This window comes from Halorubrum gandharaense (assembly GCF_054654575.1).
In genome coordinates this window covers 585,195-604,256 of record NZ_BAAIET010000002.1, presented here as the reverse complement: position 1 = coordinate 604,256, position 19,062 = coordinate 585,195, and the positions used below count along the sequence as shown (strand labels likewise).

The 19,062-nt window shown below is 66.0% G+C and carries 29 protein-coding genes and 2 tRNA genes; 5 read left to right on the top strand and 26 right to left on the bottom strand.

The features are described 5' to 3' along the window. Positions 1-365 precede the first annotated feature (365 nt). The 25 genes from secY to ACYQ07_RS11920 are packed head-to-tail and all read right to left on the bottom strand — an operon-like array spanning position 366 to position 14,722. Positions 366-1,841 (bottom strand): preprotein translocase subunit SecY, encoded by a 1,476-nt coding sequence (gene secY, locus ACYQ07_RS12040; protein ID WP_459881924.1) that lies wholly within the window; start codon positions 1,839-1,841, stop codon positions 366-368. Positions 1,842-1,843: 2 nt separating this feature from the next. Beyond that, entirely contained in the window at positions 1,844-2,347 is a 504-nt protein-coding gene (locus tag ACYQ07_RS12035) for an uL15m family ribosomal protein (RefSeq protein ID WP_459881922.1), read from the bottom strand. Beyond that, the gene (locus ACYQ07_RS12030) at positions 2,344-2,808 is read right to left on the bottom strand and encodes a 50S ribosomal protein L30 (RefSeq protein ID WP_459881920.1); all 465 of its coding nucleotides are present in this window, start codon (positions 2,806-2,808) and stop codon (positions 2,344-2,346) included. Before ACYQ07_RS12030 ends, ACYQ07_RS12035 begins: the two co-directional genes overlap by 4 nt. Continuing rightward, positions 2,805-3,455: a 30S ribosomal protein S5 gene (locus tag ACYQ07_RS12025; protein ID WP_459881918.1), complete on the bottom strand. Its 651-nt coding sequence runs from the start codon at positions 3,453-3,455 to the stop codon at positions 2,805-2,807. Before ACYQ07_RS12025 ends, ACYQ07_RS12030 begins: the two co-directional genes overlap by 4 nt. After that, positions 3,448-4,005 carry a 50S ribosomal protein L18 gene (locus ACYQ07_RS12020; protein WP_459881916.1) on the bottom strand — a complete coding sequence of 186 codons (558 nt, stop codon included), beginning with the start codon at positions 4,003-4,005 and terminating at the stop codon, positions 3,448-3,450. Before ACYQ07_RS12020 ends, ACYQ07_RS12025 begins: the two co-directional genes overlap by 8 nt. Next, a complete protein-coding gene (locus ACYQ07_RS12015) occupies positions 4,005-4,466 on the bottom strand; it encodes a 50S ribosomal protein L19e (RefSeq protein ID WP_459881914.1) in 462 nt (153 codons plus the stop codon). The genes ACYQ07_RS12020 and ACYQ07_RS12015 overlap by 1 nt, the downstream gene beginning before the upstream one ends. Further along, the gene (locus tag ACYQ07_RS12010; protein ID WP_459881912.1) at positions 4,459-5,169 is read right to left on the bottom strand and encodes a 50S ribosomal protein L32e; all 711 of its coding nucleotides are present in this window, start codon (positions 5,167-5,169) and stop codon (positions 4,459-4,461) included. The genes ACYQ07_RS12015 and ACYQ07_RS12010 overlap by 8 nt, the downstream gene beginning before the upstream one ends. Before the next feature lie 3 nt (positions 5,170-5,172). Then, positions 5,173-5,706 carry a 50S ribosomal protein L6 gene (locus tag ACYQ07_RS12005; RefSeq protein WP_459881910.1) on the bottom strand — a complete coding sequence of 178 codons (534 nt, stop codon included), beginning with the start codon at positions 5,704-5,706 and terminating at the stop codon, positions 5,173-5,175. A gap of 2 nt (positions 5,707-5,708) precedes the next feature. Further along, positions 5,709-6,101: a 30S ribosomal protein S8 gene (locus ACYQ07_RS12000; protein ID WP_459881908.1), complete on the bottom strand. Its 393-nt coding sequence runs from the start codon at positions 6,099-6,101 to the stop codon at positions 5,709-5,711. A 2-nt stretch (positions 6,102-6,103) separates the two neighbouring features. Further along, positions 6,104-6,277, bottom strand: coding sequence for a 30S ribosomal protein S14 (locus ACYQ07_RS11995; RefSeq protein ID WP_159483412.1), 174 nt, complete (start codon positions 6,275-6,277; stop codon positions 6,104-6,106). Then, entirely contained in the window at positions 6,274-6,792 is a 519-nt protein-coding gene (locus tag ACYQ07_RS11990) for a 50S ribosomal protein L5 (RefSeq protein ID WP_459883055.1), read from the bottom strand. Before ACYQ07_RS11990 ends, ACYQ07_RS11995 begins: the two co-directional genes overlap by 4 nt. Continuing rightward, a complete protein-coding gene (locus ACYQ07_RS11985; protein WP_459881906.1) occupies positions 6,785-7,525 on the bottom strand; it encodes a 30S ribosomal protein S4e in 741 nt (246 codons plus the stop codon). Before ACYQ07_RS11985 ends, ACYQ07_RS11990 begins: the two co-directional genes overlap by 8 nt. Then, complete coding sequence (gene rplX, locus ACYQ07_RS11980) at positions 7,522-7,878, bottom strand: 50S ribosomal protein L24 (protein ID WP_459881904.1); 357 nt, start codon at positions 7,876-7,878, stop codon at positions 7,522-7,524. Before rplX ends, ACYQ07_RS11985 begins: the two co-directional genes overlap by 4 nt. 2 nt (positions 7,879-7,880) lie before the next feature. Next, the gene (locus ACYQ07_RS11975) at positions 7,881-8,279 is read right to left on the bottom strand and encodes a 50S ribosomal protein L14 (RefSeq protein WP_459881902.1); all 399 of its coding nucleotides are present in this window, start codon (positions 8,277-8,279) and stop codon (positions 7,881-7,883) included. Further along, positions 8,279-8,623: a 30S ribosomal protein S17 gene (locus tag ACYQ07_RS11970; protein ID WP_459881901.1), complete on the bottom strand. Its 345-nt coding sequence runs from the start codon at positions 8,621-8,623 to the stop codon at positions 8,279-8,281. Before ACYQ07_RS11970 ends, ACYQ07_RS11975 begins: the two co-directional genes overlap by 1 nt. Next, positions 8,614-9,060: a ribonuclease P protein component 1 gene (locus tag ACYQ07_RS11965; protein WP_459881899.1), complete on the bottom strand. Its 447-nt coding sequence runs from the start codon at positions 9,058-9,060 to the stop codon at positions 8,614-8,616. Before ACYQ07_RS11965 ends, ACYQ07_RS11970 begins: the two co-directional genes overlap by 10 nt. An 8-nt stretch (positions 9,061-9,068) precedes the next feature. Next, positions 9,069-9,281 carry a 50S ribosomal protein L29 gene (rpmC, locus tag ACYQ07_RS11960; protein ID WP_209483256.1) on the bottom strand — a complete coding sequence of 71 codons (213 nt, stop codon included), beginning with the start codon at positions 9,279-9,281 and terminating at the stop codon, positions 9,069-9,071. Positions 9,282-9,284: 3 nt separating this feature from the next. Further along, entirely contained in the window at positions 9,285-10,220 is a 936-nt protein-coding gene (locus ACYQ07_RS11955; protein WP_459881898.1) for a 30S ribosomal protein S3, read from the bottom strand. Continuing rightward, positions 10,220-10,684, bottom strand: a complete 465-nt coding sequence (locus ACYQ07_RS11950; RefSeq protein ID WP_459881896.1) for a 50S ribosomal protein L22 — start codon at positions 10,682-10,684, stop codon at positions 10,220-10,222. The genes ACYQ07_RS11955 and ACYQ07_RS11950 overlap by 1 nt, the downstream gene beginning before the upstream one ends. A 3-nt stretch (positions 10,685-10,687) precedes the next feature. Then, complete coding sequence (locus ACYQ07_RS11945) at positions 10,688-11,113, bottom strand: 30S ribosomal protein S19 (RefSeq protein ID WP_459881894.1); 426 nt, start codon at positions 11,111-11,113, stop codon at positions 10,688-10,690. Then, positions 11,110-11,832, bottom strand: coding sequence for a 50S ribosomal protein L2 (locus ACYQ07_RS11940; RefSeq protein WP_459881893.1), 723 nt, complete (start codon positions 11,830-11,832; stop codon positions 11,110-11,112). Before ACYQ07_RS11940 ends, ACYQ07_RS11945 begins: the two co-directional genes overlap by 4 nt. A gap of 1 nt (position 11,833) precedes the next feature. Continuing rightward, positions 11,834-12,088 carry a 50S ribosomal protein L23 gene (locus tag ACYQ07_RS11935; RefSeq protein ID WP_459881891.1) on the bottom strand — a complete coding sequence of 85 codons (255 nt, stop codon included), beginning with the start codon at positions 12,086-12,088 and terminating at the stop codon, positions 11,834-11,836. Further along, on the bottom strand, positions 12,085-12,831 hold the full coding sequence (gene rpl4p / locus ACYQ07_RS11930) for a 50S ribosomal protein L4 (protein WP_459881889.1): 747 nt from the start codon (positions 12,829-12,831) through the stop codon (positions 12,085-12,087). The genes ACYQ07_RS11935 and rpl4p overlap by 4 nt, the downstream gene beginning before the upstream one ends. Before the next feature lie 3 nt (positions 12,832-12,834). Further along, the gene (locus ACYQ07_RS11925) at positions 12,835-13,851 is read right to left on the bottom strand and encodes a 50S ribosomal protein L3 (protein ID WP_459881887.1); all 1,017 of its coding nucleotides are present in this window, start codon (positions 13,849-13,851) and stop codon (positions 12,835-12,837) included. 4 nt (positions 13,852-13,855) lie between these two features. Continuing rightward, a complete protein-coding gene (locus ACYQ07_RS11920) occupies positions 13,856-14,722 on the bottom strand; it encodes a putative RNA uridine N3 methyltransferase (RefSeq protein ID WP_459881885.1) in 867 nt (288 codons plus the stop codon). A 360-nt stretch (positions 14,723-15,082) separates the two neighbouring features. On the opposite strand from ACYQ07_RS11920, the gene ACYQ07_RS11915 reads away from it, so the two are divergent. From ACYQ07_RS11915 to ACYQ07_RS11900, 4 genes are all read left to right on the top strand, one after another. Then, positions 15,083-15,153, top strand: a tRNA-Gly gene (locus ACYQ07_RS11915). A 141-nt stretch (positions 15,154-15,294) separates the two neighbouring features. Beyond that, positions 15,295-15,365 (top strand) — tRNA-Gly (locus tag ACYQ07_RS11910). 381 nt (positions 15,366-15,746) lie between these two features. Then, positions 15,747-16,175 (top strand): hypothetical protein, encoded by a 429-nt coding sequence (locus tag ACYQ07_RS11905; protein ID WP_459881883.1) that lies wholly within the window; start codon positions 15,747-15,749, stop codon positions 16,173-16,175. After that, positions 16,172-16,624 carry a MaoC/PaaZ C-terminal domain-containing protein gene (locus ACYQ07_RS11900; protein WP_459881882.1) on the top strand — a complete coding sequence of 151 codons (453 nt, stop codon included), beginning with the start codon at positions 16,172-16,174 and terminating at the stop codon, positions 16,622-16,624. The genes ACYQ07_RS11905 and ACYQ07_RS11900 overlap by 4 nt, the downstream gene beginning before the upstream one ends. Positions 16,625-16,650: 26 nt before the next feature. Here ACYQ07_RS11900 and ACYQ07_RS11895 read toward each other — a convergent pair whose 3' ends face one another. Continuing rightward, complete coding sequence (locus ACYQ07_RS11895; RefSeq protein WP_459881880.1) at positions 16,651-16,992, bottom strand: hypothetical protein; 342 nt, start codon at positions 16,990-16,992, stop codon at positions 16,651-16,653. Between the two features lie 125 nt (positions 16,993-17,117). Here ACYQ07_RS11895 and cofH point away from each other — a divergent pair, with 125 nt between their 5' ends. Further along, complete coding sequence (gene cofH / locus ACYQ07_RS11890; protein ID WP_459881879.1) at positions 17,118-18,512, top strand: 7,8-didemethyl-8-hydroxy-5-deazariboflavin synthase subunit CofH; 1,395 nt, start codon at positions 17,118-17,120, stop codon at positions 18,510-18,512. Positions 18,513-19,062 lie beyond the last annotated feature (550 nt).

Here is a 19,062-nt window from a genome sequence, read left to right as displayed (position 1 = left end):
ATCCCACCGTCATTTCGTTTGAATCCTCGTCAAACGATACACGTCTCGTCTAACGAGACACATTTTTGGGAGCTTCGTTTGATTCGGCTGATGCCAAAAACTTCCAGCCAACCGATCTCGTAGCGGATCAGAGCTGACGAACAACGAGCTAGCAACGAACGTTCCCGGTCGGAGTGAACACAGAGATCGGGTCGAACCGAGAAAGAAGCATCCGAAGTCGGCTGGGTACGGTCGGGGTTCAAACCTCTCAACCGCACGACTAGTCGGTGAAGTCCCCTAATAAAAGGCGTTCGGCGGGAGTAGCGGCCGTAATGAGGCCGTCATGAAGTTACCGCGATGTAGATCGCGGTGTCATGACGATAGTGCTACTCGTTGCCAAACATCTGGCGCATCATCGGGTGCATCTCCATGAGCTGCTCTTCGGCGATCTCCTCGTACAGCTTGTACGTGATGGAGACTGCCAGCAGCAGCCCGGTTCCGGTGACGTCACCGATGGTGCCGAGCATGTTCGCCATGACGGCGAGGAGCCCGACGAGCGCGCCGCCGATGACGGTCACCTGCGGGATGTACCGCTCCATAACCTTCTCGACGACCTGCGGGTTCCGGCGGAAGCCGGGAATCTGCATCCCGGAGTTCTGGATCTGCTTTGCCGTCGCCTCGGGGCCCATGCCGGTAGTCTCGACCCAGAAGATCGCGAAGATGGCGCCGCCGACGACCATGAACGTTAGGTCGACGGCGATGCGGATCGCGATCATCCAGGGTTCGACGCCGGCGGGGATCTCTCCGAGGAACCACATCCACTCGGTCGGGTGGTGGATGGGGTTCATGAAGTAGAAAAACCCGCCGATCGGGTCGCCCTGCTCGCTGTACACGCCCAGCCACGACGGCATCCCCGCCCACTGCGAGGAGAGGATCTGCCCGAAGAACTGGATGTTCGCCTGCAGTGCGCGAACGAGGATCATCGGGAGGACGGACGCGTAGATGAGCTTCACCGGGAAGCGCCCGCGGGCGCCCTTCACGCGGGCGTGTGACAGCGGGATCTCGACGCGGACGGACTCCGCGTACACGACGATCCCGAAGATGAAGATCGTCGTGAACAGCGCAAGTATCTGCCCTGGCGCGAACAGCAGCTGTTCGAGCCCGGCGGGCGTCAGCGGCGACTCCAGGGGCACGTCGCCCATGATGATGCCGAACCAGCTCGCGAAGAAGCCGGTCTCGCCCAGCAGCGAGAAGCTGAAGAAGCCACCGACGATCTGCTGGCTCACCGCCGCGATGATGAACAGCCCCACGCCGGAGCCGACGCCCCACTTGCTCACGATCTCGTCCATGAACAGGATGAGCACGCCGCCGATGAACACCTGCGTGAAGATCAGCAGCTCGACGCCGAACGTGCCGATGCCGAGCGCCTGACCCACGGCCGGATCCGCCGGCAGGAACTCGCCGGTAAACACCATCGGCGCCGCCGTCAGCGCGGTGACGATGATGACCAGCAGCTTCTGGAGCCCCTGATAGAGGATCTGGTCACGCGGGTCGTTCGTGTCGAGACCGAGCAGGTTCGCCCCGCCGAGCAGCTGGAGCACGATGGACGCCGTGACGATCGGACCGATACCGACCTGCAGCAGCGACCCGTGCTCGCCGGCGAGCACCGAGCGGAACTGCCCGAAGAAGTCCGACCCCCCACCGGCGGCCAACCCGAAGGGGTTGATGTTAGTGAGGAAGAAGTAGACGACCAAGATTCCGGCCGTCCACGCGAGCTTCCGTTTGAACGGAACGTGTCCCGCCGGTCGCTCCACGACGGGCATCCGCGTGAGCACCGGTTCGGCGGCGTCCTTCCAGCTCATGATTACGCCTCGTCGTCCTCGTCGTGGGAAGTGTCTTCTGATTCGGACTCGGCTTCCTCGGCTTCCTCGGCGCGCTCGGAGAGGACGGCCTCGCCGCCCGCCTCCTCGATGAGCTCGACGGCGCCGGCCGTGAACGCGTCAGCCGTGACGCGGAGCTCGCCGCGAACCTGCCCGCTGCCGAGCACCTTCACGACGTCGGCTTCCCAGCCGTCCTCGACGACGTCGCGCGCGTCGAAGACGTACGCGTCGCCGTCCTCCTCGGCGAGGTCCTCCGCGGCGTACAGCGCCGCGTCCTCGTCGAGCTTCTGGACTGTGACCTCGAGGACGTTCGTCTGGGCGTCCGCGGGTCGCTTGAAGCCGTGTTTGCCGAGCGGTCCGTAGTTGTGGAACTCGTGTTTCGAGCGGCCCGCAGCGCCGCGACCACCACGGTGACCGGCGCCGCGCCGGTTCTTGTGGGTGCCGCCGCCGTGCGTACGGGAGCCGCGCTGTCGTCGTTTCTTGCTCATCGCATTGCCTCCAGCAGTGCGTCGATCTCCTCGGTCGTGTGGCGGCCGAGCTGGCCACCCTCGACGACCGGGTGCTTGACACCGTCGTGACCGCCACGGGGTGCGTGGAGTCGCAGCGTCGGCGAGAGACCCTGCTCGCGCAGCGTCGTCTCCTCGTCGACGAGCGCCTCGGCAAGCGCCTCGAGGTCGGCGTAGTCGGTGTTGTCGTCGATCCACTCGTCGTCGATGTCGGCGCTGCCCTCGAGGGGATCGCCGCGGCGAGCGATGGTCGCCGCGACCACGTCGACGCTCGGCTCGCCGAACGCGACGTAGTCGTTGACCTTCGTGATCATGCCGCGGTACGATTCCGTCTCGGGGACGAACGTAACGTGGTTGACACGCCCAACGTTCAGCATGTCGAGCGTGTCGACGACGCCGGTGTTCATGTTGACGTCACCGCGGATCTGGACGATCGCCTTCATTGGCGACCACCCTCGTCGTAGTGGACCTCACGGGCGTGCGCCGGCGTCCGCGACTGTGCCGCGTTCTCCAGCGCGTTGAACGTCGCCTTCGCGAGGTTGACGGTCGTCCGCGTGTTGCCGTCGGAGTTCGTCCAGGCGTCCTCGACGCCGGCGAGCTCCAGAATGTGGCGAACCGTCTCCGCGGCCGCGAGACCCAGCCCCTGCGGGGCCGGCTTGACCTCGACGGTGACGGAGCCGGCCTTGCCGGTCGCCTTCCGCGTCAGCGAGTTGGTGCCGCCGGGCTGGTCCTCCCACGAGCCCGAGCCACGGTCGACGCGGATGATGTTGAGCTTCGCCACGTCGATCGCCTTCTGAATGGCGCCGCCCACCTGGTCGTCCCGGGCCTGCGCGTAGCCGAGGTAGCCGTCGCGGTTCCCCACCGCCACGACACACCGGAACTTCACACGCCGGCCGGAGTCGGTCATGCGCTGGACCATGTTGATGTCCAGCACCTCGTCTTCGAGCCCCGGAAGGAGCTGGTCGACGATCTCGGCCTCCTTCAGCGGGAGCCCGGAGTCGAGCGCCTGTTCCATCGACGAGATCTCTCCGTCCTGTACCTTGCGGCCGAGTCGCGTACGTGGCTCCCAGCCGTCGTTATGTCTACTCATGGTCCTCCTGGATGGATGCGAGCACGTCGTCGAAGTGCTCGGGTAGGTCCGCGGCGTCGAACTCCCCGGAGTACAGCGGCTCGTCGAGCTGCTCGGCGTACTCGGCGATGTGCTCGCCTCGGGTACGCGACCAGTCCGCTAACACGCTGTCGCTGTGGGGGATTTCGAGTCCCGCGTCGATCGCTCCTTCCTGTACTGCAAACGTCTTGTTGCCGGGCGTCGCCGTGTTGAGCCCAATGTCGAGGACGGCCTCGTCGAGGCCGGCGTCGACTGCGCGAGCGCCCGCGAGATAGCCCGTGAGGTACGCGCTGGGAAGGTTGCCCGTCGGGGCATCCCAGCCGTACTCGCCGAGCTCCTCGCTGGAGGCGGCCGCGTGGGTCTCGTCGCCGTCGGGTCCGGGAGTGACCAGCTGCGCCCTGACGTGAGCATTGCTCACCCGGGCGACCAGGCGAGGCTTGCCCGATTTCAGCAGGCGCAACCTCTGGTGGTAGTCCGTCCGGACCTCGCGGCGGCGCCGCATCGGCACCTTGTATCGTGGTCCTGTTGCCATTATTCGGTCACCTCATAGCCGTACTGCGTCCGGATGAACGCTTCCAGACGCGCGACGTCCTCGAACTCGCCACCGCTGGCTTTGTTGTAGAGTTCGCGGTACTCCGTGGCGTCGAGAACGTCCTCGTCGTCACGCAGTTCCTTCAGGCGGGCGCGCTGTGCGCGGATCCGCGCCTTCCAGTCGTCTTTGGTGTTCTGTCGCGCGCCGGAGCTCCCCTTCCGGGTCCCGGCACCGCTCCGGTGGCCGTACGAGCGCTTCTCGGCGCGCTCGCGGGCACGGCCACGGGAGTTCGTCTTTGCGTCCTTCGCCTCGATCGTACCCTGCTCGATGAGCTCGCGGATGTCCTCTCGGGTGATCGCGTCCGCGATCTCGTCGGCCGCCTCGGGGTCGAGCCAGACGCGGTTCTCGCCCACGTCGAGCTCGTCCGCGGCCAGCCGCTTCTGGGCGCTCAGCTCACTCATTGTCGACCTCCACTTCGATGTAGGTGGGGTTCAGCACGCGGATCTCGCGCTCCTCCGCCTCGTCCTCGATCAGCTCGCGCTTGCGCGCGCCGACCGAGCCGGCGATGCGGACGGCCTCCGTGTCGCCGTCGACGCCCTCGAGGTCGTCCGTGTTGAACACACGGACCTCCTCGAAGCCGCTCGGGTGAAGGTCTCGGGCGGCGGTCGGCGAGCGGAAGCCCGCCTCGACCATGTCGCCTTTGCCCTTCATGTGCCGGCGCTGCTTGGAGAGCCCGCCGCGCGGCTTGCGCCACGAGGTGGGGACTCGCTTCTTCTTGTGGTAGTCCTGCCGGTTAAACTGGGGTTTCCCCTCGCGGTGCTTCTGTGCGAGCGCGCGAGCGGTGTCGTCGTCCAGTGCCGGCGTCTTGTCTGCGTGACCGCGGGGTCGAAGCTCCGTCTCGACGTCCTCCTCGGTCTCGGCCGCCTCGGCCTCCTCCTCGGGTTCGGTCTCCTCTTCGATCTCCGCCTCGGCCTCCTCCGCAACTTCCAGGCCACCGACGTCGGCCTTGATACGCGCGGCGAGCGCGTTGCCGATGCCCTCAGTCTCCGAGAGCTCGGACTGGGAGGCCGCCTTCACGTCCTCGACCGTCTCGTAGCCGGCCGCACGAAGGGCGTCCGCCTTCGACGGGCCGACGCCGCTGATGTCCTCGAGTTCTTCTGCCATGTGTTAGGCACCTCCGGTAGGCTTCTCGACGATGTACACGCCGTCCTGGAAGACGCGCGTGTCCTTGTCGGTCACCTTCGTCAGCTGTTCGATGTCGGCGGCGGTCTGGCCGACGGCCTCCTTGTCGGAGCCCGTCAGCGTAACCGTCTCGCCGTCAACCTGTACGTCAGTGTCTCCGCGGATCGGGGTGCGGCGCGGTGCCTTCTCCCCGATGAAGTTCTCGATGACGACCTCGTCGCCCTCCACGGTCACCTGCATCGGGAAGTGGGCGTAGTAGATTTCCATCGTGTACTCCCAGCCCTCGGTGACGCCGTGGATCATGTTGGCGACGTGGCTCTCGAAGGTACCGACCGTCGCGTTCGTCTTCGCGTCCGATTCCTCGGAGGCGATGACGACCGCGTCGTCCTCGACGGACACGTCGATGTCGGGGTACCAGAGGCGTCGCGTGACGCTCCCGTTGGGACCCTCGACGGTGAGGTCGAGGTGGTCGATCGTTGCGGAGACGTCGTCCGGAATGTCGATTTCGACTCTGTTCATTGTTAGTAGACGTATGCGATCACCTGGCCACCGATGCCCTGTTCGCGGGCCTCGTAGTGGCTCATGACGCCGTGGCTGGTCGTGACGATGAGCGTCCCGTAGTCACGGGCGGGGAGGAACCGCTTCTCCCACTTCTCGAACTCATCGGCGCCCGCGGAGTAGCGGGGCTTGACGGCGCCACATTCGTTGATCGCGCCTTTCAGTTCAACCTCGAACTTCCCGGCTTTCCCGTCGTCGACGTACTCGAAGCCGTCGACGTACCCGCGGTCATAGAAGACCTCGAGGACGGAGCCGATGATGTTAGAGGCGGGCTCTACCGTGAACGACAGGTGGCCAACGCCCTCGGCATTGTCCATGCCGGCGAGTGCGTTGGCGAAGGGGTCGTTTCCTGCCATGATTAGCTGTACTTTTCGAATCCCATATCTCGGGCAACCTCGCGGAAGCACTGGCGACAGAGGTTGATGTCGTACTTTCCGACAAGCCCCTGCTTGCGCTCACAGCGCCGGCACTCGTTCTGCTGGCCGGTGCGCTTCGCGGCGTGCTCGCCCGTCTCTTCGTTTGCTTCGCTCATTCCGTTACCTCAACGTCGAAGTTCGCTTCGAGGAACGCGAGTGCGTCCTCGGCGGTCATCCGGTGGTTCGACGGGATCGACCGGTTCACCTTGTCCCGCTTGGAGACACGGTAACCGGGGCGGACGATCGTCGTCGTCACGTCCAGCCCGTAGATGCCGATGTTCGGGTCGTACTCCTGGCTCGGGAAGTCGGTGTGGTCGTCGACGCCGAAGCTCAGATTACCCGTATCGTCGAACTGCGATTCCGAGATCTCGACGAGATCCAGCGCGGTCTCGAGGAACTCGTGTGCGTCCTCGCCGCGAAGCGTCACCTTCGTCCCGATCGGGTCACCCTTGCGGATGCCGAACTCGGCGATGGTGTTTTTCGCGGTCGTACGGACCGACTGCTGTTCCGTGATCTCCTCGATGATCTCCTCGGCGTCGGCGAGCGGCTCACCGCCCTCCCCGACGCCCATGTGGACGACGACCTTCTCGAGTTGCGCCCGGCGCATCTCGTGGGTCGCGGCCTCACTCATCGTCATCACCCGCCTCGACGGCGTCTGCGTCCGTCTCGTCCGAGCCGGTGAAGTTCTCGTCGATGACGACGACGTACTCCTCGACCGTCTCGAAGGCGTCGTCGTCGGTCGTGACCTCGACCGTGTTCGAACCGGAGCCGAGCGTCACGTCGATCTCCTCTATCTCGCCGATGCGGCCGGCGTGCTGGCCGGCGACGGCGGTGACGAGTGCGCCCTCCTCGTACTCGAAGTGGGCGACGATCTCCTTCGACTCGTTGTCGACGACGATCGAGTCCTTCGTGTCGTAGCCGGCGTCGTCCGCGACGCGGACGTTCGTCCCGTCGTGCAGCGTCAGCTGCATTTCGCCGCCGGGAACGACCGTCTTGTTCGCGATCTTGCCGAGACGACTCCCCGCGGCGTCGGCGTCGATCTCGGTCAGCGCGAGCCGACCGCCCTCGTCGGGGAAGATCCGGAAGGACTCCTCCCGCTCGGGGAACGCCAGGATGTCGAACATCCCGATCGGACGCTGCTCGTCCGAGACGGCGTCGCCGTTCACGAGGATCGAGTCGTGGTTCAGCGCGTAGCGCGCCTCCTTCGTCGAGTTGACGTAGCCGAGCACGTCCCGCAGCAGGACGACGAGCGGTACGCCGGCCTCACCGTGCGGGCCGGCGCCGGCCTTGACGGTGAACGTGGCGGTCTTCCGCTCGACCGGCCAGGAGTTCGGTACTGCCAGTCGCTTCTGATGTCGCGTCATTCGTTATCCTCCTGGAGCCGCGCCTCCCGGCGCTCGTCTTCCAGGTCGAGCTCGGTCACGCGGACGTTGCTCGCCGGGATGGGACGGGGAACCTCCTCCCCGTCCGACTTCTCGACGGTAACGTCCTCGACCGTGATGCGCTCGGCGGAGAGGTCGACGGCGACGACCTCGCCGGTCGTTCCGACGTGGTCGCCGCGGAGGACCTCAACGGTGTCGCCCGCGTTAACGCGGACGTTCCGCTGGCCGTACTCCTCACGGAGCTCCTCCGTGAAGGTGGCGCGGACCTGGTTCTGTCGCTGGTGTAGCGACGCGGACTCCGACTGATTTCGTTGTTTGCGTGGCTGTTTCGTCATGATTAGACGATCATCGTCGCGGTGGACGCGATGCTCCCGTATCGTTCGGCGACCTCACGCGCGATCGGACCCTTGATCTCGGTCCCTCGCGGCTCGTCAAGGTCGTCGATGATGACGGCGGCGTTGTCCTCGAAGCGGACACGCGTGCCGTCGGGACGGCGGATCGGCTTGCGCTGGCGGACGACGACCGCCTCCAGCACCTGCCGCCGCATCTCCGGCGTCCCCTTGGTGACCGAGACGGTCACCTTGTCGCCGATACCGGCCTTCGGGTGGCGATTCTTCGTGCCGGAGTAGCCGGCCACGGAGATCACCTTGAGCTCACGGGCGCCGGTGTTGTCGGCACACGTGATCAGCGAGCCCTTCGAGAGCCCCTGCGTGACGTCGGCTTTGAGCGCCTCCATCACAGATCACCCGAGACGTTCTCGACGACGACGTGTGATTTCGTCTTCGAGAGCGGACGCGTTTCCGCGATCTTTACTTCGTCACCTTCTTCGAGCGTGTCGAGCACGCCCGGCACGTGTGCCGGGATGCGCGACCGACGCTTCATGTACCGGTCGTATTTCGGTACGAACACGTCGTATTCCCGCTCGACGATGACGGTCTTTTCCATATCCGTCGACACGACCGTGCCCTCTCGGACCTGGCCGCGGACGGGAAGCTGCCCGTAAAACGGACACTTCTCGTAGTCGTAATCCTCCGGGCTGTCTGGCTCCGGAGGCGTGGGTACGTCGATTCCTATCGCCATTGTGTAACACCTTGTTCGGTGCGTTCGGCGGGTCGATGCCGCAACCGCATGCCATCCACCGTTACGGAGACCACGTCTTTGCACTCGCCCTGCTGGCTCGCCGGTCGCCCGCCGTCGTCGGCGGCACCGGACGGGCCAGACTGACAGGGGCGGACCCCTGCAGTATCCGACCCGAGTTGGGACGTGGACCCCGACGACTGGCCGTCGTCGGCGGCTTCATCTGTGCGTGCGGTTGCGGTCTCGACGACCGCGAACTCGAACGTCGTGCCCGCTTTGGGCACGCGCTTGTCCCCCGACCCCGTGCGGACCACGAGGGTGTGGAACGTCTCGTATAACACGCGACCCTCGATGCCTATATGGGCATCGTTGTCGGCGTCGGCCACCCGCACCGGGAGGCCGACGAGTTCGTGTCGTACGAGCGTTTCGGGGGTGATCATCGTTGTCGTTATTCGTCGTCGAAGTCGCCTTCTTCCGCCTGGATCGTCTTGATCCGGGCGATCGTCTTCTTGAGTTCGTTCATGCGGCCGGGGCTCTCGGGCATGCCGCCGGCGGCCTGCTGAGCCTTCGTGTTGAGCAGCTCGGTCTCGAGCTCTTCGAGCTCGACCTCGCGCTCGGCGGCCGTCATGTCACGAATCTCTTCGGTGTAGAGGATTGCCATGTGTTATTCCTCCGTCTCCTCCTCGCTCTCTTCCATCTCGGCCACGAGGTCGGCGGCCTCCGATTCGATCTCCTCGTCGAGCTCGTCGATCTCCTCCTCGCCCTCCGCGGGCGTGGCGGTGTCGACGGGCTCTTCGGGAGCCGTGTCGGTCGCCTCCGTGGCGGTCTCCTGGGTCTCCTCGACGACTTCCTCGACGATCTCCTCGTCGATGACGTCGGTCGGGTCCTCCTCGGGAACCTCGACGTCCTCGTCGCCGCCGACCTCGGGAACCTCCTCGGGCTCCTCCTCGAGCAGGGACTCGACGCCCTCCTCCTCGACGGTCTGTTCGACCTCCGGAACCTCGGCATCCTCGTTGATGTCGAAGTCGTCCGGCAGCTTGGCTCCCGGCGGAATGATCTTCACGTTCACGCCGATGGTGCCGAGCTTCATGACGGCGACGCCCTGACCGTGGTCGACGACCTCCTGGGCCGGCTCGCCGTTATGCTTGATGTAGCCGCGGTTGAACTTCTCCACGCGCGAGCGGGCACCCGTGACCTTCCCGGAGAGGACGATCTCGGCGCCGAGGGCGCCGGACTCCATGATCCGGTCGATCGTGGTGTGGCCCGCCTTGCGGAAGTACCAGCCGCGTTCGAGGGCGTTCGCGAGACGGTCCGCAACGATCTGGGCGTTCAGGTCGGGCTCGTCGACCTCCTGAACGTCGATCTGCGGGTCGTCCATGTCGAAGCGCTCCTCCAGTTCGGTGGTGATCTTGCGGATGTTCTTCCCACCCTTGCCGATCACCATGCCGGGCTTTTCTGCCTTCAGGACGATCTGCGTGCCCATCGGCGTCTTGGCGACGTCCATGCCGCCGTAGCCGGCTCGGCCGAGCTCGTCCGCGAAGAACTCGTTGATCTGTGAACGGCGCAGGCCGTCCTCGATGAATTGGTGTTCGTCAGCCATTATTCGTCAGCCTCCGGGTCCTCGATGATGAGCTCGATGTCGGTGAGCGTGGTGTTCCACTGGGTCGCACCCGCAGCGCGCGGGTTCCGACCGGGTCGCTCGCCGACCTTGTGGGGAGCGACGTGTTTGATGACCATCTCATCACCGTCGAACCCCTGCTCGGTCGCGTTGTTCTTGACGTTCTCCAGGAGCTTGAGGAAGTCCTTCGAGGCCTTCTCGGGGTAGCGGCCGGCGTCCCAGCCGTCGATGTCCGAGCGGTGGCCGGCGCCGGCGTTGTGCTGGCGCATCGGCACCGAGGTCTCCTCGTCGATGACGGCCTGGAGGAACTCCTCGGCGTCGGCGACGGTTTCGCCTTTGATCTCCCGGGAGATCTCCTTGCTGTCCTTCACGCTGATGGGCCGCTCGCGGAGCATCCCCTTGGCGGTGGTCTCCGGGTCGGCCTCGACGCTGTAGTTGATTCCCATGGATTACTTGAGGGGCACGAACTTCGAGGACCGGGTCGCGCCGATGCCGGCCTGACCGTGTGAAACGGTGCTTCGAGTCAGGTGGAACTCGCCGAGATAGTGACCGATCATCTCGGGTTCGACCTGCACGCGCTCGAAGCTGTGACCGTTGTACACGGAGAACGTGGTGCCGACGAACTCCGGAAGGATCGGCATGTCGCGCAGATGCGTCCGGATCGGGTCGTCGGCGGTCGTCTCCTTGTCTCGGCTCCGGGCCGTCTCGAGCAGCTTCCGCTGTTCGGTGCCCAGGCCGCGCTTGATGGTTCGCCGCTGGCGTGCGGGGAGCAGTTCCGCGACTTCCTCAACGTCCATCTCCTGCAGCTCGTCGAGCGAGTGACCGCGGTAGGCGAACTCCTCGCCCTCGCGGCCGATGCGGTATTCGGAACTCATTTGTTGCCACCTCGTCCGGTGCGCTTGGATGCGATGTCACCGACCTTCCGTCCCGGCGGGGCGTCCCGCGAGACGGACTTCGGCTGACCGGGGTGTTGGCGACCACCGCCACCGAAGGGGTGGTCGACGGCGTTCATCGCGACGCCGCGAACGCGCGGGTACTTCGTCCCGCGCGCCTTCATCTTGTGGTGCTTCTTGCCGGCCTTGACGAACGGCTTCTCCGTCCGTCCCCCGCCGGCGACCACGCCGATCGTGGCGCGGCACTGCGGGTCAAGCCGCTTCACTTCCCCGCTGGGAAGCTGTACGACCGCGACGTCGCGGTCGTGGGTGAGTAGGGTCGCCGAGACGCCCGAGGCGCGGGCGAACTTGCCGCCGTCGCCGCGGTTGCTCTCGACGTTACACACCGGCACTCCCTCGGGGATCTCCGCCAGCGGGAGCGTGTTTCCGGGCTTGATCTCCGCGGAGACACCGACCTGAATGGTCTCGCCGACGCTCACGCCCTCAGGCGCGAGGACGAGACGGCGGTCGCCGTCCTCGAACTCGACGTCCGCGAGCGGCGCCGAGCGGGCTGGGTCGTGCTCGATCCCGACGATCTCGCCGGTGATCGTGTCGTTGTCTTCCAGCGTTCTGTGCGACAGTTCCGCCTTGTAGCGGTGGGAGGGGGCCCGGAACGTGGGGCCGCCGCGTCCTCGCCGCTGTCCTTGAATTCGTCGTCCCATCTTAGAACACCCCGATGCGGGAAGCGATCTCGGTGGCGTCGTCGTCCTCGGAGAGGGTGACGGTCGCCTTCTTCTTCCCTTTGGAAGTGACCTGCGTGTTCACGCTGGTGACATCGACGTCGTACCGGTCTTCGACCTCGTCGCGGATCTCCGGTTTCGTCGCGTCGATGTGAACGATGAACAGCAGCTTGTTCTTGAAGTCCATCTCGTTCATCGCCTGCTCGGTGACGAGCGGGTGCTCGATGAGGCTGCTCATCGGTCGGCCACCTCCTCGATAGCGCTCTCGGTCCACAGCGTGAGACGGCCCGGGTGCGCGCCCGGCGCGAGGTCCTCCGCGTTGACCTCGTCGGCGGTCGCGACGTCGACGCCCGCGAGGTTGCGGGCGGCACGGGACGGCTCCTCGCTGGTGACGACGAGCACGGACTTCGGCTGGCTGTACTTGCGGCCACGGGCCTTCCCCTGACCGGAACGAACGGAGCGACCCTCCTCGGCGCGGGTGATGTCACCGTCGACACCGACCGCCTCGAGGAACGCGAGGGCCTCCTGCGTCTTGTTGAGGTCCTCGAACTCGTCGGAGACGACGAGCGGCAGGTCGAGGTCGTCGTCGAACGCGTGACCGCGCTCGGCGACGACTTCGGCGTCCGTGGTGGCCGCGATGGCCGACCGGATGGCGTGCTGGCGCTCCTTGTCGTTCAGTTTCTTGGTCTGGTCCTTCTCGGCTTTGGGCGGGTGCGCGCGGCGGCCCGACACTGCGCTCGGGACGCGGCGTGCGACGTTCTCCTGCCGGGGGATGTGCGCGATACCGCGGCCCGAGCCCGGTGACTCGGCCGGCGTGCGCAGCCCGGCGAACTCGTCAGCGCCGTAAGCCTGTTTCCGGTTTGCCTGTGCGGCGGTGACCGCGCGCCGGATGAGGTCCGGTCGGAACGCGGTGTCGAAGACGGCCGGCAGCTCGACGCTGCCCGCGTCCCCGCCGTCCAGGTCGTAGACTGTTGCCTTCATCTGTTATCCCTGGTTGGAATCGGTGGATACGTACCGAACCTCGGGGTCGAGGCGCGGCTGGTCGTTCGGTCGGATGGCCGGTCGGAAGCGCAGCAGGCGCTTGTTCGGCCCCGGCAGCGAGCCCTTGATGAGCGCGTAGTTACCGTCGACCTCGCCGTAGTTGACGAAGCCGCCGTCGACGGAGGCGTCGTCGCCCTCGCCGAAGTCGATAAGGCGCTTGTTGAGCTCGGTGCGCTGGTGGTAGCCGGTCTGCCCCTGCTGGGGGACGGTGGAACGAACGCGGGAGGGGTTCCACGGGCCAAGGTTGCCGATACGGCGCCGCCAACCCTGACGGGCGTGTTTGCCCTTCCGCTTTTGAACGCCCCATCGCTTGACGGGACCCTGCGTTCCTTTGCCCTTCGTGACGCCGGAGACGTCCGTGTACTGGCCGGCGCGGAAGACGTCGCCGAACTCGTGGGCGCCGCCCTCCTCGACCAGTTCGAGCGCGAAGTCGGCGCGCTCCTCGAGGGAGCCGCCGCCCACGCGCGTCTCCATGACGTCGGGCTTCTTTTTCGGCACTGTCGACAGCTCCGAGGGAGCGGTGTGCGTGATGACACGGAGGTCGTCGATGACGTCCTCCTCGAGAAGCTCAAAGAGCTCCTCGGCGTCCTCCTCGAAGGTGTCCTCTGCCGGGAGGTCGAGGGTGCGGTCGAGCTCCTCGTGGAACTCCGACCCCCAGACCTCGGCGACCGGCTGCTTTCCGTACGGCGTTTCTTCGTAGGCACGCAGAGCGACCGCGTACATCGGCGGCGTCTCCACCACCGTGACGGGGACGGACTCTTCCATCCCCTCACGCGGCGAGTTGGCCTCGTCGTTGACCATCATGACGTGGGTCATTCCGGCTTTGTAGCCGGCGAACCCCTGCAGTGCAGGAGCACCCTCGTCTTCTGGCCACGACCGAATGCGCGGCACCTCGCTCTCGGCGCGGGTGCGCGGGCCGAAGCCCAGCGAGCCTTTTCGTGGTCGGCTTGGTTGTGGCATGTGTTTACTCCGTGAGTGTGAGGGAGCCGAGGGTCGCGAACAGAGCCTCCTCCGTTCGGACTACCCCGCTCCCTTGTGCCGGGATCGTGTTCAGCCAGAGGTCGAACCCCGGATCGGGTTCGACTGGGCGGCCGTCGGCGACGGCCGTCCGCACGTCGTCGGGCGTAAGCCCGAGCATGTCCGGAAGTCCTCGTTCGGGCGAGCCGAAGGCGACGGCGGTGCCGTCGACCTCGCTCGTCCGATCGACGAGTTCGCCGAGCCGCGAGACGGAGAGTTCCTCCCCGTGTCGCGACGTCGCGATGGCGTACTCCTCGCGTGCGAGCGCTTCCGACAGGTCCGCTCCCACGACCTGAAAACCGACCTCCGGTTTTCCGGCGATGCGGGCGCGGACCGGTTCTCTCGAAGAGACCCTGATGGTAACGCGCTCCCCCTGCTCGACCTCCATATCGGAGGGGACGAGCAGGGAGATCGGGTGTTCCCGCAGCGGGGAATTGACCCGAACGCGGCCTTCAGGTCCGACCTCGGTCACGAGTCCCTGTGTTTTCGACTCGTCCCCATCGGGGGGCGAGCCGGTCTGCCACGGGACGCGGAGCGGCGGGAGGATGCCGGCGTACTGGAGCTCGTCGCGCTGCCCCCAGAGCTCCTTGCGGAGATCCGGAGGCGTCGCGGCGTAGCCCAGCACGGTACGGACGAACCCTCCGCCCCATCGGCGCTCGCCTTCCGCGTCGGGGAAGACGACGAGCCGGCTCGCCGCGAACACCGCCGCCGCACGGGCGACGTAACCGAGTTTGCGAGTTGCCTCGCGTTTGTCCTCGGCTTCGCGAACGAGCGAGGACGGCACACAGATCGTGAGTCCGTCCTCGGCGTTCATCGTGGCTAGACTGTAACTCGACTTCCGGGTCCGCACCTAAAAGCGTAGCGGTCCGGATTCGGGGCTGTGGACTGTTCACACGGTCGTTGACGGCGGTTTCGCGGTGTTCCACCGTGGCAACACCCCACGGGATCCGGCGGACGGCGACCGCCGGCGATCGCGGCAACAATCTCGAACCTCCCGCCGATGGCCTGCGAAGCCGAGTACGCGCGCTCGCGTGAGCGAGCGAAGTAGCAGGTTAACGGTTGCCCACGAGACACGCCGAGGACGCGCTCGTCACGCGTGACACGACCCCCCGAACCGACGGTGGTTCGCAACCCTTATGTCTCCGACCGGGGATAGTAGTAAACGCGAAGGAGCGCACCGGTAGTGTAGTGGTATCACGCAACCTTGCCATGGTTGCAACCCGAGTTCAAATCTCGGCCGGTGCACTTTCTGCGGCGAACTCTCAACTCGATAGCCGTCGCTTTCCACTCTCCAGCGGAGCACGCCGGCGCCCGCAAGGTGCCCGCCGTCGGCCGAATGTGACAGGTTTAAGTGTCGCACTCGCGCACGTTCAAACGCGAAGGAGCGCACCGGTAGTGTAGTGGTATCACGCAACCTTGCCATGGTTGCAACCCGAGTTCAAATCTCGGCCGGTGCATTTTGCGAACGAAGTGAGCAAAATCACCGAGAGAGATCTGAACTCAGAAAGTCGCAGCCCGCGCAGCGAAGCGAGCAGGAACGTCTTTCCCTAGTTCAAATCTCGGCCGGTGCATTTCTGCGGCGAACAACACCGTGAGCCGCAGAACCATCCCGTGATTTGAACGCGATCAGCCGCGCACAGCGAGTGCGTCGGACTCCAGTTGTCCCTCGACCAAGTGCGTGTTCCTGTACCCTCGATTATCGAACACGCCGAGCATTGGTGGAGAATCGAGCCCGATCACGCCAGTAGCTTCTCTACCGGCGTTCTTTCCCCGCCTCCAATTATCATATCCAATATTTCAGCACGAGCGTTTAACACGCTGTGTGTGAGATCGTTTGTATGGAGGAGCGCACGGGATGGACGGCTCGCGTCGAGGCGGGGAGCGTCGTCGCCGAGTTTCCGGGCGGGACGCGCCTGACGCCGTCGGAGGCCGACGACGCCATCGCGGCGCTCGCCTCGCTGATCCGCGAGCACGACGTTGGCGCCGGCGTGCTCGTCGTGCGGACCACGCGCCCGTGTTCGGATGCCGGTCGCCGGATGCTCCGTGAGGTGGCGCAGGTGGGCGTCGCCAACGACGTCACCCGGTGGGCAATCGTCGCGCAGCGCTCGAAACGCGAGTTCCTGCGGCGGACGGTCGAAGTTGCCGGGTTGACGGTCGAGGGGTTCAACGACCCGGAGCCGGCGGTCGATTGGGCGACGGCCCACGCGGACGCAGTTCGGACGGGATCGACGGATTCGTCTCCCGCCAACGCCGACAGCAAGCCGTGACGCTGCACTTCGAGGACCTGGAGACGACGACCCGCTACGAGCTCGGTGAGACGACGGTCACCGAGTCGGAGATCGTCGAATTCGCGGAGCGCTACGATCCGCAGCCGTTTCACGTCAACCCCGAGATCGGCGACGATTCGCCGTTCGGCGGACTGGTCGCCTCCGGGCTCCACACCTACTGTGTGGCCAACCGGCTCGCCACCGACGCGCTGTTCGCCGACCTCGCGTTTCTGGGCGGGATGGGCGTCGACGAGCTCCGGTGGCATACGCCGGTTCGGCCGGGCGACACGATCACCGGGACGACGGGCGTCGTCGAGCGTCGTGAGTCGAACTCGCACGCCGACCGCGGCTACGCCGACCTCTACACCGAGTGTGTGGACGCCGACACGGGCGATCGGGTGATCTCGTGGACCGCCCTCGGGATGGTGCGGCGGCGCGACGGCGAATAGCCCCCCAGTAGCCCTCCAAGTAGCGCTTACTCTCCGTCGAGGTGGTCCCGCAGGTCCTCGGCAGTCGTCTCGTTCTCCGTCGATTCCTCCTCCGGAGCCGTCACGTCGAGTGCGATGGTCGCGTCCGTCTCGATCCGGACCACGTCGTCGAGCACGGCCAGCTCGTCGACCGCGGGCTCGGGAACGGCGACGTGATGGGCACCGAATCCGAGGTCGCGTCCGACCTGCCCGCCGGCGTGCTCGACGGTCTCGTGAAGGGTGTCGAGCGCGCCGTCGGCGGCATCCTCGTTGAGCTCCACCACGAGGCCGACCGTCTCGTCCGGCTGGGGCTCCTCGCGGATCCGCCGGACGGTGTGTGAGAGGTACATGCCCGGAATCGTGGCCGTGGGCGGTTAACGGTCGCGGCTCTCCGCACGGTGATGAGGGCGCCGGCCGTGGCGAACGCCTCCGGTGACCACCCCGTTTATCACCGTGGAAAGGAGAGATGCACGGGATGACGACGGCGCGTGATCTCGACCCGGACGACTTCGGCTTCGACGACCCCGACACCGACCAGTCGTTCGAGAACGCGCTGGCGAAGGCGCGCGACGGCGTCCGCCTCACCGTCGACGACGCCACCGAACTGCTCGCGACGGGAACCGGATCTCCGGGGATCGACCCCGCGCGCAAAGAGCAGGTGCTCGAACTCGCCGACCGCCGGCGGGCAGAGCGCGTCGGCGAGGAAGTGACGTTCGTCGCCAACCTCAACAACAACGTGACGACGGCCTGCAACACGGGCTGTCTGTTCTGTAACTTCAAGAACACCGCTCACGCCTTCGAGGCGGACAACGATGTCGAGCACGCCGGCTTCACCAAGACGCCGGCGGAGTCCCGCCAGGTGGTGGAGGACGCACTCGACATGGGCGTGTATGAGGTGTGTTCGGTCTCCGGGCTCCATCCCGCGTTCGCGCTCAACGACGAGCACCACGAGATCCTCCGCGGATATGACGACCCGGAACGCGACGTGAACTACAAGCCCCCGTCGGTGTACGCCACGGATCCGGGCACCTACGTCGACCAGATGGCGGCGATGTCCGTCGGCGGCGTCCACCTCCATTCGATGACGCCCGAGGAGGCGTATCACGCTCGCCGCGGCACCGACTGGAGCTACGAGCACGTCTACCGCGAGCTCGCGGACGCCGGCCTCGACTCGGCGCCCGGCACGGCCGCGGAGATCCTCGTCGACGAGGTGCGCGACGTGATCTGCCCGGGGAAGATCCGCACCGACGACTGGGTCGCGGCGATGGAGGGCGCGATGGCCGCCGGCCTCTCCACGACCGCGACGATGATGTACGGCCACGTCGAGACGGTCGCCCACCGCGCCGAACATCTGGGCGTGATCCGCGACCTCCAGGACCGAACCGGCGGTATCACGGAGTTTGTCCCCCTCTCGTTCATCCACGAGAACACCCCGCTCTACCGGCAGGGTGTCGTCGACTCGGGGCCCTCCCGCGACGAGGACGAACTGTTGGTCGCCGTCGCCCGCCTCTTTTTGGACAACATCGACCACATCCAGGCCTCGTGGGTGAAGTCCGGCGACGAACACGGCCTCAAACTCCTCAACTGCGGCGCCGACGACTTCATGGGGACGATCCTCTCCGAGGAGATCACCAAACGCGCCGGCGGCCAGTACGGCGAGTACCGCACCTTCGACGACTACGTCGAGATGGTGACCGCCATCGGCCGCACCCCCGTCGAGCGCTCGACGGACTACACCGAACGCCGGCGCATCGACCCCGACGACGGCCCCCACGGCCCGATGCTGGGCCCGCGGGCCGACGGCACCCCGCTGCTCGACGACCGACCACCGTCCGCCGGCGACGGCTCCTCCGCGAGCGCCGACGACTGAGGGCGGCGGGAGCTTATAAACCGAAACGCCACGCTGAGTAGCAGCGTCTTTGTGAGGCTGTGGCGCGCGCGAGGAACGCGCGCGAGGGAGTCGGTGGCGACCGAAGGGAGCCGCCGACGAGGCTGGGGAGGCGTGAGGTGCGGTTGCGGTGCGGTCGGGCGGGACTCAAAGGGGCAGTCGGCTCCGGGACGACGGGCGACGCAAGCACTCAAAAGGCCGGGCGGTGCCGAGAGGCCTTTTGAGCGCGCAGCGAGCCCCTCGACCGGAGCCGACTGGGGCTTTGGAGACGTTCGCCGTCGTGCTCACGCTGACAACCACTTATAAGGAGCCGGCTGGGGCTTTGCAGGTGTTTGCCGTCGTGTTCACTCTTAAACTGCCCAACTCGCTTATCAGGATCAGGCTGGGACTTTGGAGGTGTTCACCGTCGTGTTCACGCTGACAACCACTTATAAGAAGTCGCCTGAGGATGTGGAGGTGTGCGGTCCGTTTATAATGCTCTTGGTCCTGTTGAAATCAGTAGTGAGTGACGCATCTATTCTTCTTGCGGTTA

Coding starts and splice junctions, on each gene's coding strand:
- secY (WP_459881924.1), bottom strand. CDS start 1,841: ATGAGCTGGAAGGACGCCGCCGAACCGGTGCTCACGCGGATGCCCGTC.
- ACYQ07_RS12035 (WP_459881922.1), bottom strand. CDS start 2,347: ATGAGCAAGAAACGACGACAGCGCGGCTCCCGTACGCACGGCGGCGGC.
- ACYQ07_RS12030 (WP_459881920.1), bottom strand. CDS start 2,808: ATGAAGGCGATCGTCCAGATCCGCGGTGACGTCAACATGAACACCGGC.
- ACYQ07_RS12025 (WP_459881918.1), bottom strand. CDS start 3,455: ATGAGTAGACATAACGACGGCTGGGAGCCACGTACGCGACTCGGCCGC.
- ACYQ07_RS12020 (WP_459881916.1), bottom strand. CDS start 4,005: ATGGCAACAGGACCACGATACAAGGTGCCGATGCGGCGCCGCCGCGAG.
- ACYQ07_RS12015 (WP_459881914.1), bottom strand. CDS start 4,466: ATGAGTGAGCTGAGCGCCCAGAAGCGGCTGGCCGCGGACGAGCTCGAC.
- ACYQ07_RS12010 (WP_459881912.1), bottom strand. CDS start 5,169: ATGGCAGAAGAACTCGAGGACATCAGCGGCGTCGGCCCGTCGAAGGCG.
- ACYQ07_RS12005 (WP_459881910.1), bottom strand. CDS start 5,706: ATGAACAGAGTCGAAATCGACATTCCGGACGACGTCTCCGCAACGATC.
- ACYQ07_RS12000 (WP_459881908.1), bottom strand. CDS start 6,101: ATGGCAGGAAACGACCCCTTCGCCAACGCACTCGCCGGCATGGACAAT.
- ACYQ07_RS11995 (WP_159483412.1), bottom strand. CDS start 6,277: ATGAGCGAAGCAAACGAAGAGACGGGCGAGCACGCCGCGAAGCGCACC.
- ACYQ07_RS11990 (WP_459883055.1), bottom strand. CDS start 6,792: ATGAGTGAGGCCGCGACCCACGAGATGCGCCGGGCGCAACTCGAGAAG.
- ACYQ07_RS11985 (WP_459881906.1), bottom strand. CDS start 7,525: ATGACGCGACATCAGAAGCGACTGGCAGTACCGAACTCCTGGCCGGTC.
- rplX (WP_459881904.1), bottom strand. CDS start 7,878: ATGACGAAACAGCCACGCAAACAACGAAATCAGTCGGAGTCCGCGTCG.
- ACYQ07_RS11975 (WP_459881902.1), bottom strand. CDS start 8,279: ATGGAGGCGCTCAAAGCCGACGTCACGCAGGGGCTCTCGAAGGGCTCG.
- ACYQ07_RS11970 (WP_459881901.1), bottom strand. CDS start 8,623: ATGGCGATAGGAATCGACGTACCCACGCCTCCGGAGCCAGACAGCCCG.
- ACYQ07_RS11965 (WP_459881899.1), bottom strand. CDS start 9,060: ATGATCACCCCCGAAACGCTCGTACGACACGAACTCGTCGGCCTCCCG.
- rpmC (WP_209483256.1), bottom strand. CDS start 9,281: ATGGCAATCCTCTACACCGAAGAGATTCGTGACATGACGGCCGCCGAG.
- ACYQ07_RS11955 (WP_459881898.1), bottom strand. CDS start 10,220: ATGGCTGACGAACACCAATTCATCGAGGACGGCCTGCGCCGTTCACAG.
- ACYQ07_RS11950 (WP_459881896.1), bottom strand. CDS start 10,684: ATGGGAATCAACTACAGCGTCGAGGCCGACCCGGAGACCACCGCCAAG.
- ACYQ07_RS11945 (WP_459881894.1), bottom strand. CDS start 11,113: ATGAGTTCCGAATACCGCATCGGCCGCGAGGGCGAGGAGTTCGCCTAC.
- ACYQ07_RS11940 (WP_459881893.1), bottom strand. CDS start 11,832: ATGGGACGACGAATTCAAGGACAGCGGCGAGGACGCGGCGGCCCCACG.
- ACYQ07_RS11935 (WP_459881891.1), bottom strand. CDS start 12,088: ATGAGCAGCCTCATCGAGCACCCGCTCGTCACCGAGCAGGCGATGAAC.
- rpl4p (WP_459881889.1), bottom strand. CDS start 12,831: ATGAAGGCAACAGTCTACGACCTGGACGGCGGGGACGCGGGCAGCGTC.
- ACYQ07_RS11925 (WP_459881887.1), bottom strand. CDS start 13,851: ATGCCACAACCAAGCCGACCACGAAAAGGCTCGCTGGGCTTCGGCCCG.
- ACYQ07_RS11920 (WP_459881885.1), bottom strand. CDS start 14,722: ATGAACGCCGAGGACGGACTCACGATCTGTGTGCCGTCCTCGCTCGTT.
- ACYQ07_RS11905 (WP_459881883.1), top strand. CDS start 15,747: ATGGAGGAGCGCACGGGATGGACGGCTCGCGTCGAGGCGGGGAGCGTC.
- ACYQ07_RS11895 (WP_459881880.1), bottom strand. CDS start 16,992: ATGTACCTCTCACACACCGTCCGGCGGATCCGCGAGGAGCCCCAGCCG.
- cofH (WP_459881879.1), top strand. CDS start 17,118: ATGACGACGGCGCGTGATCTCGACCCGGACGACTTCGGCTTCGACGAC.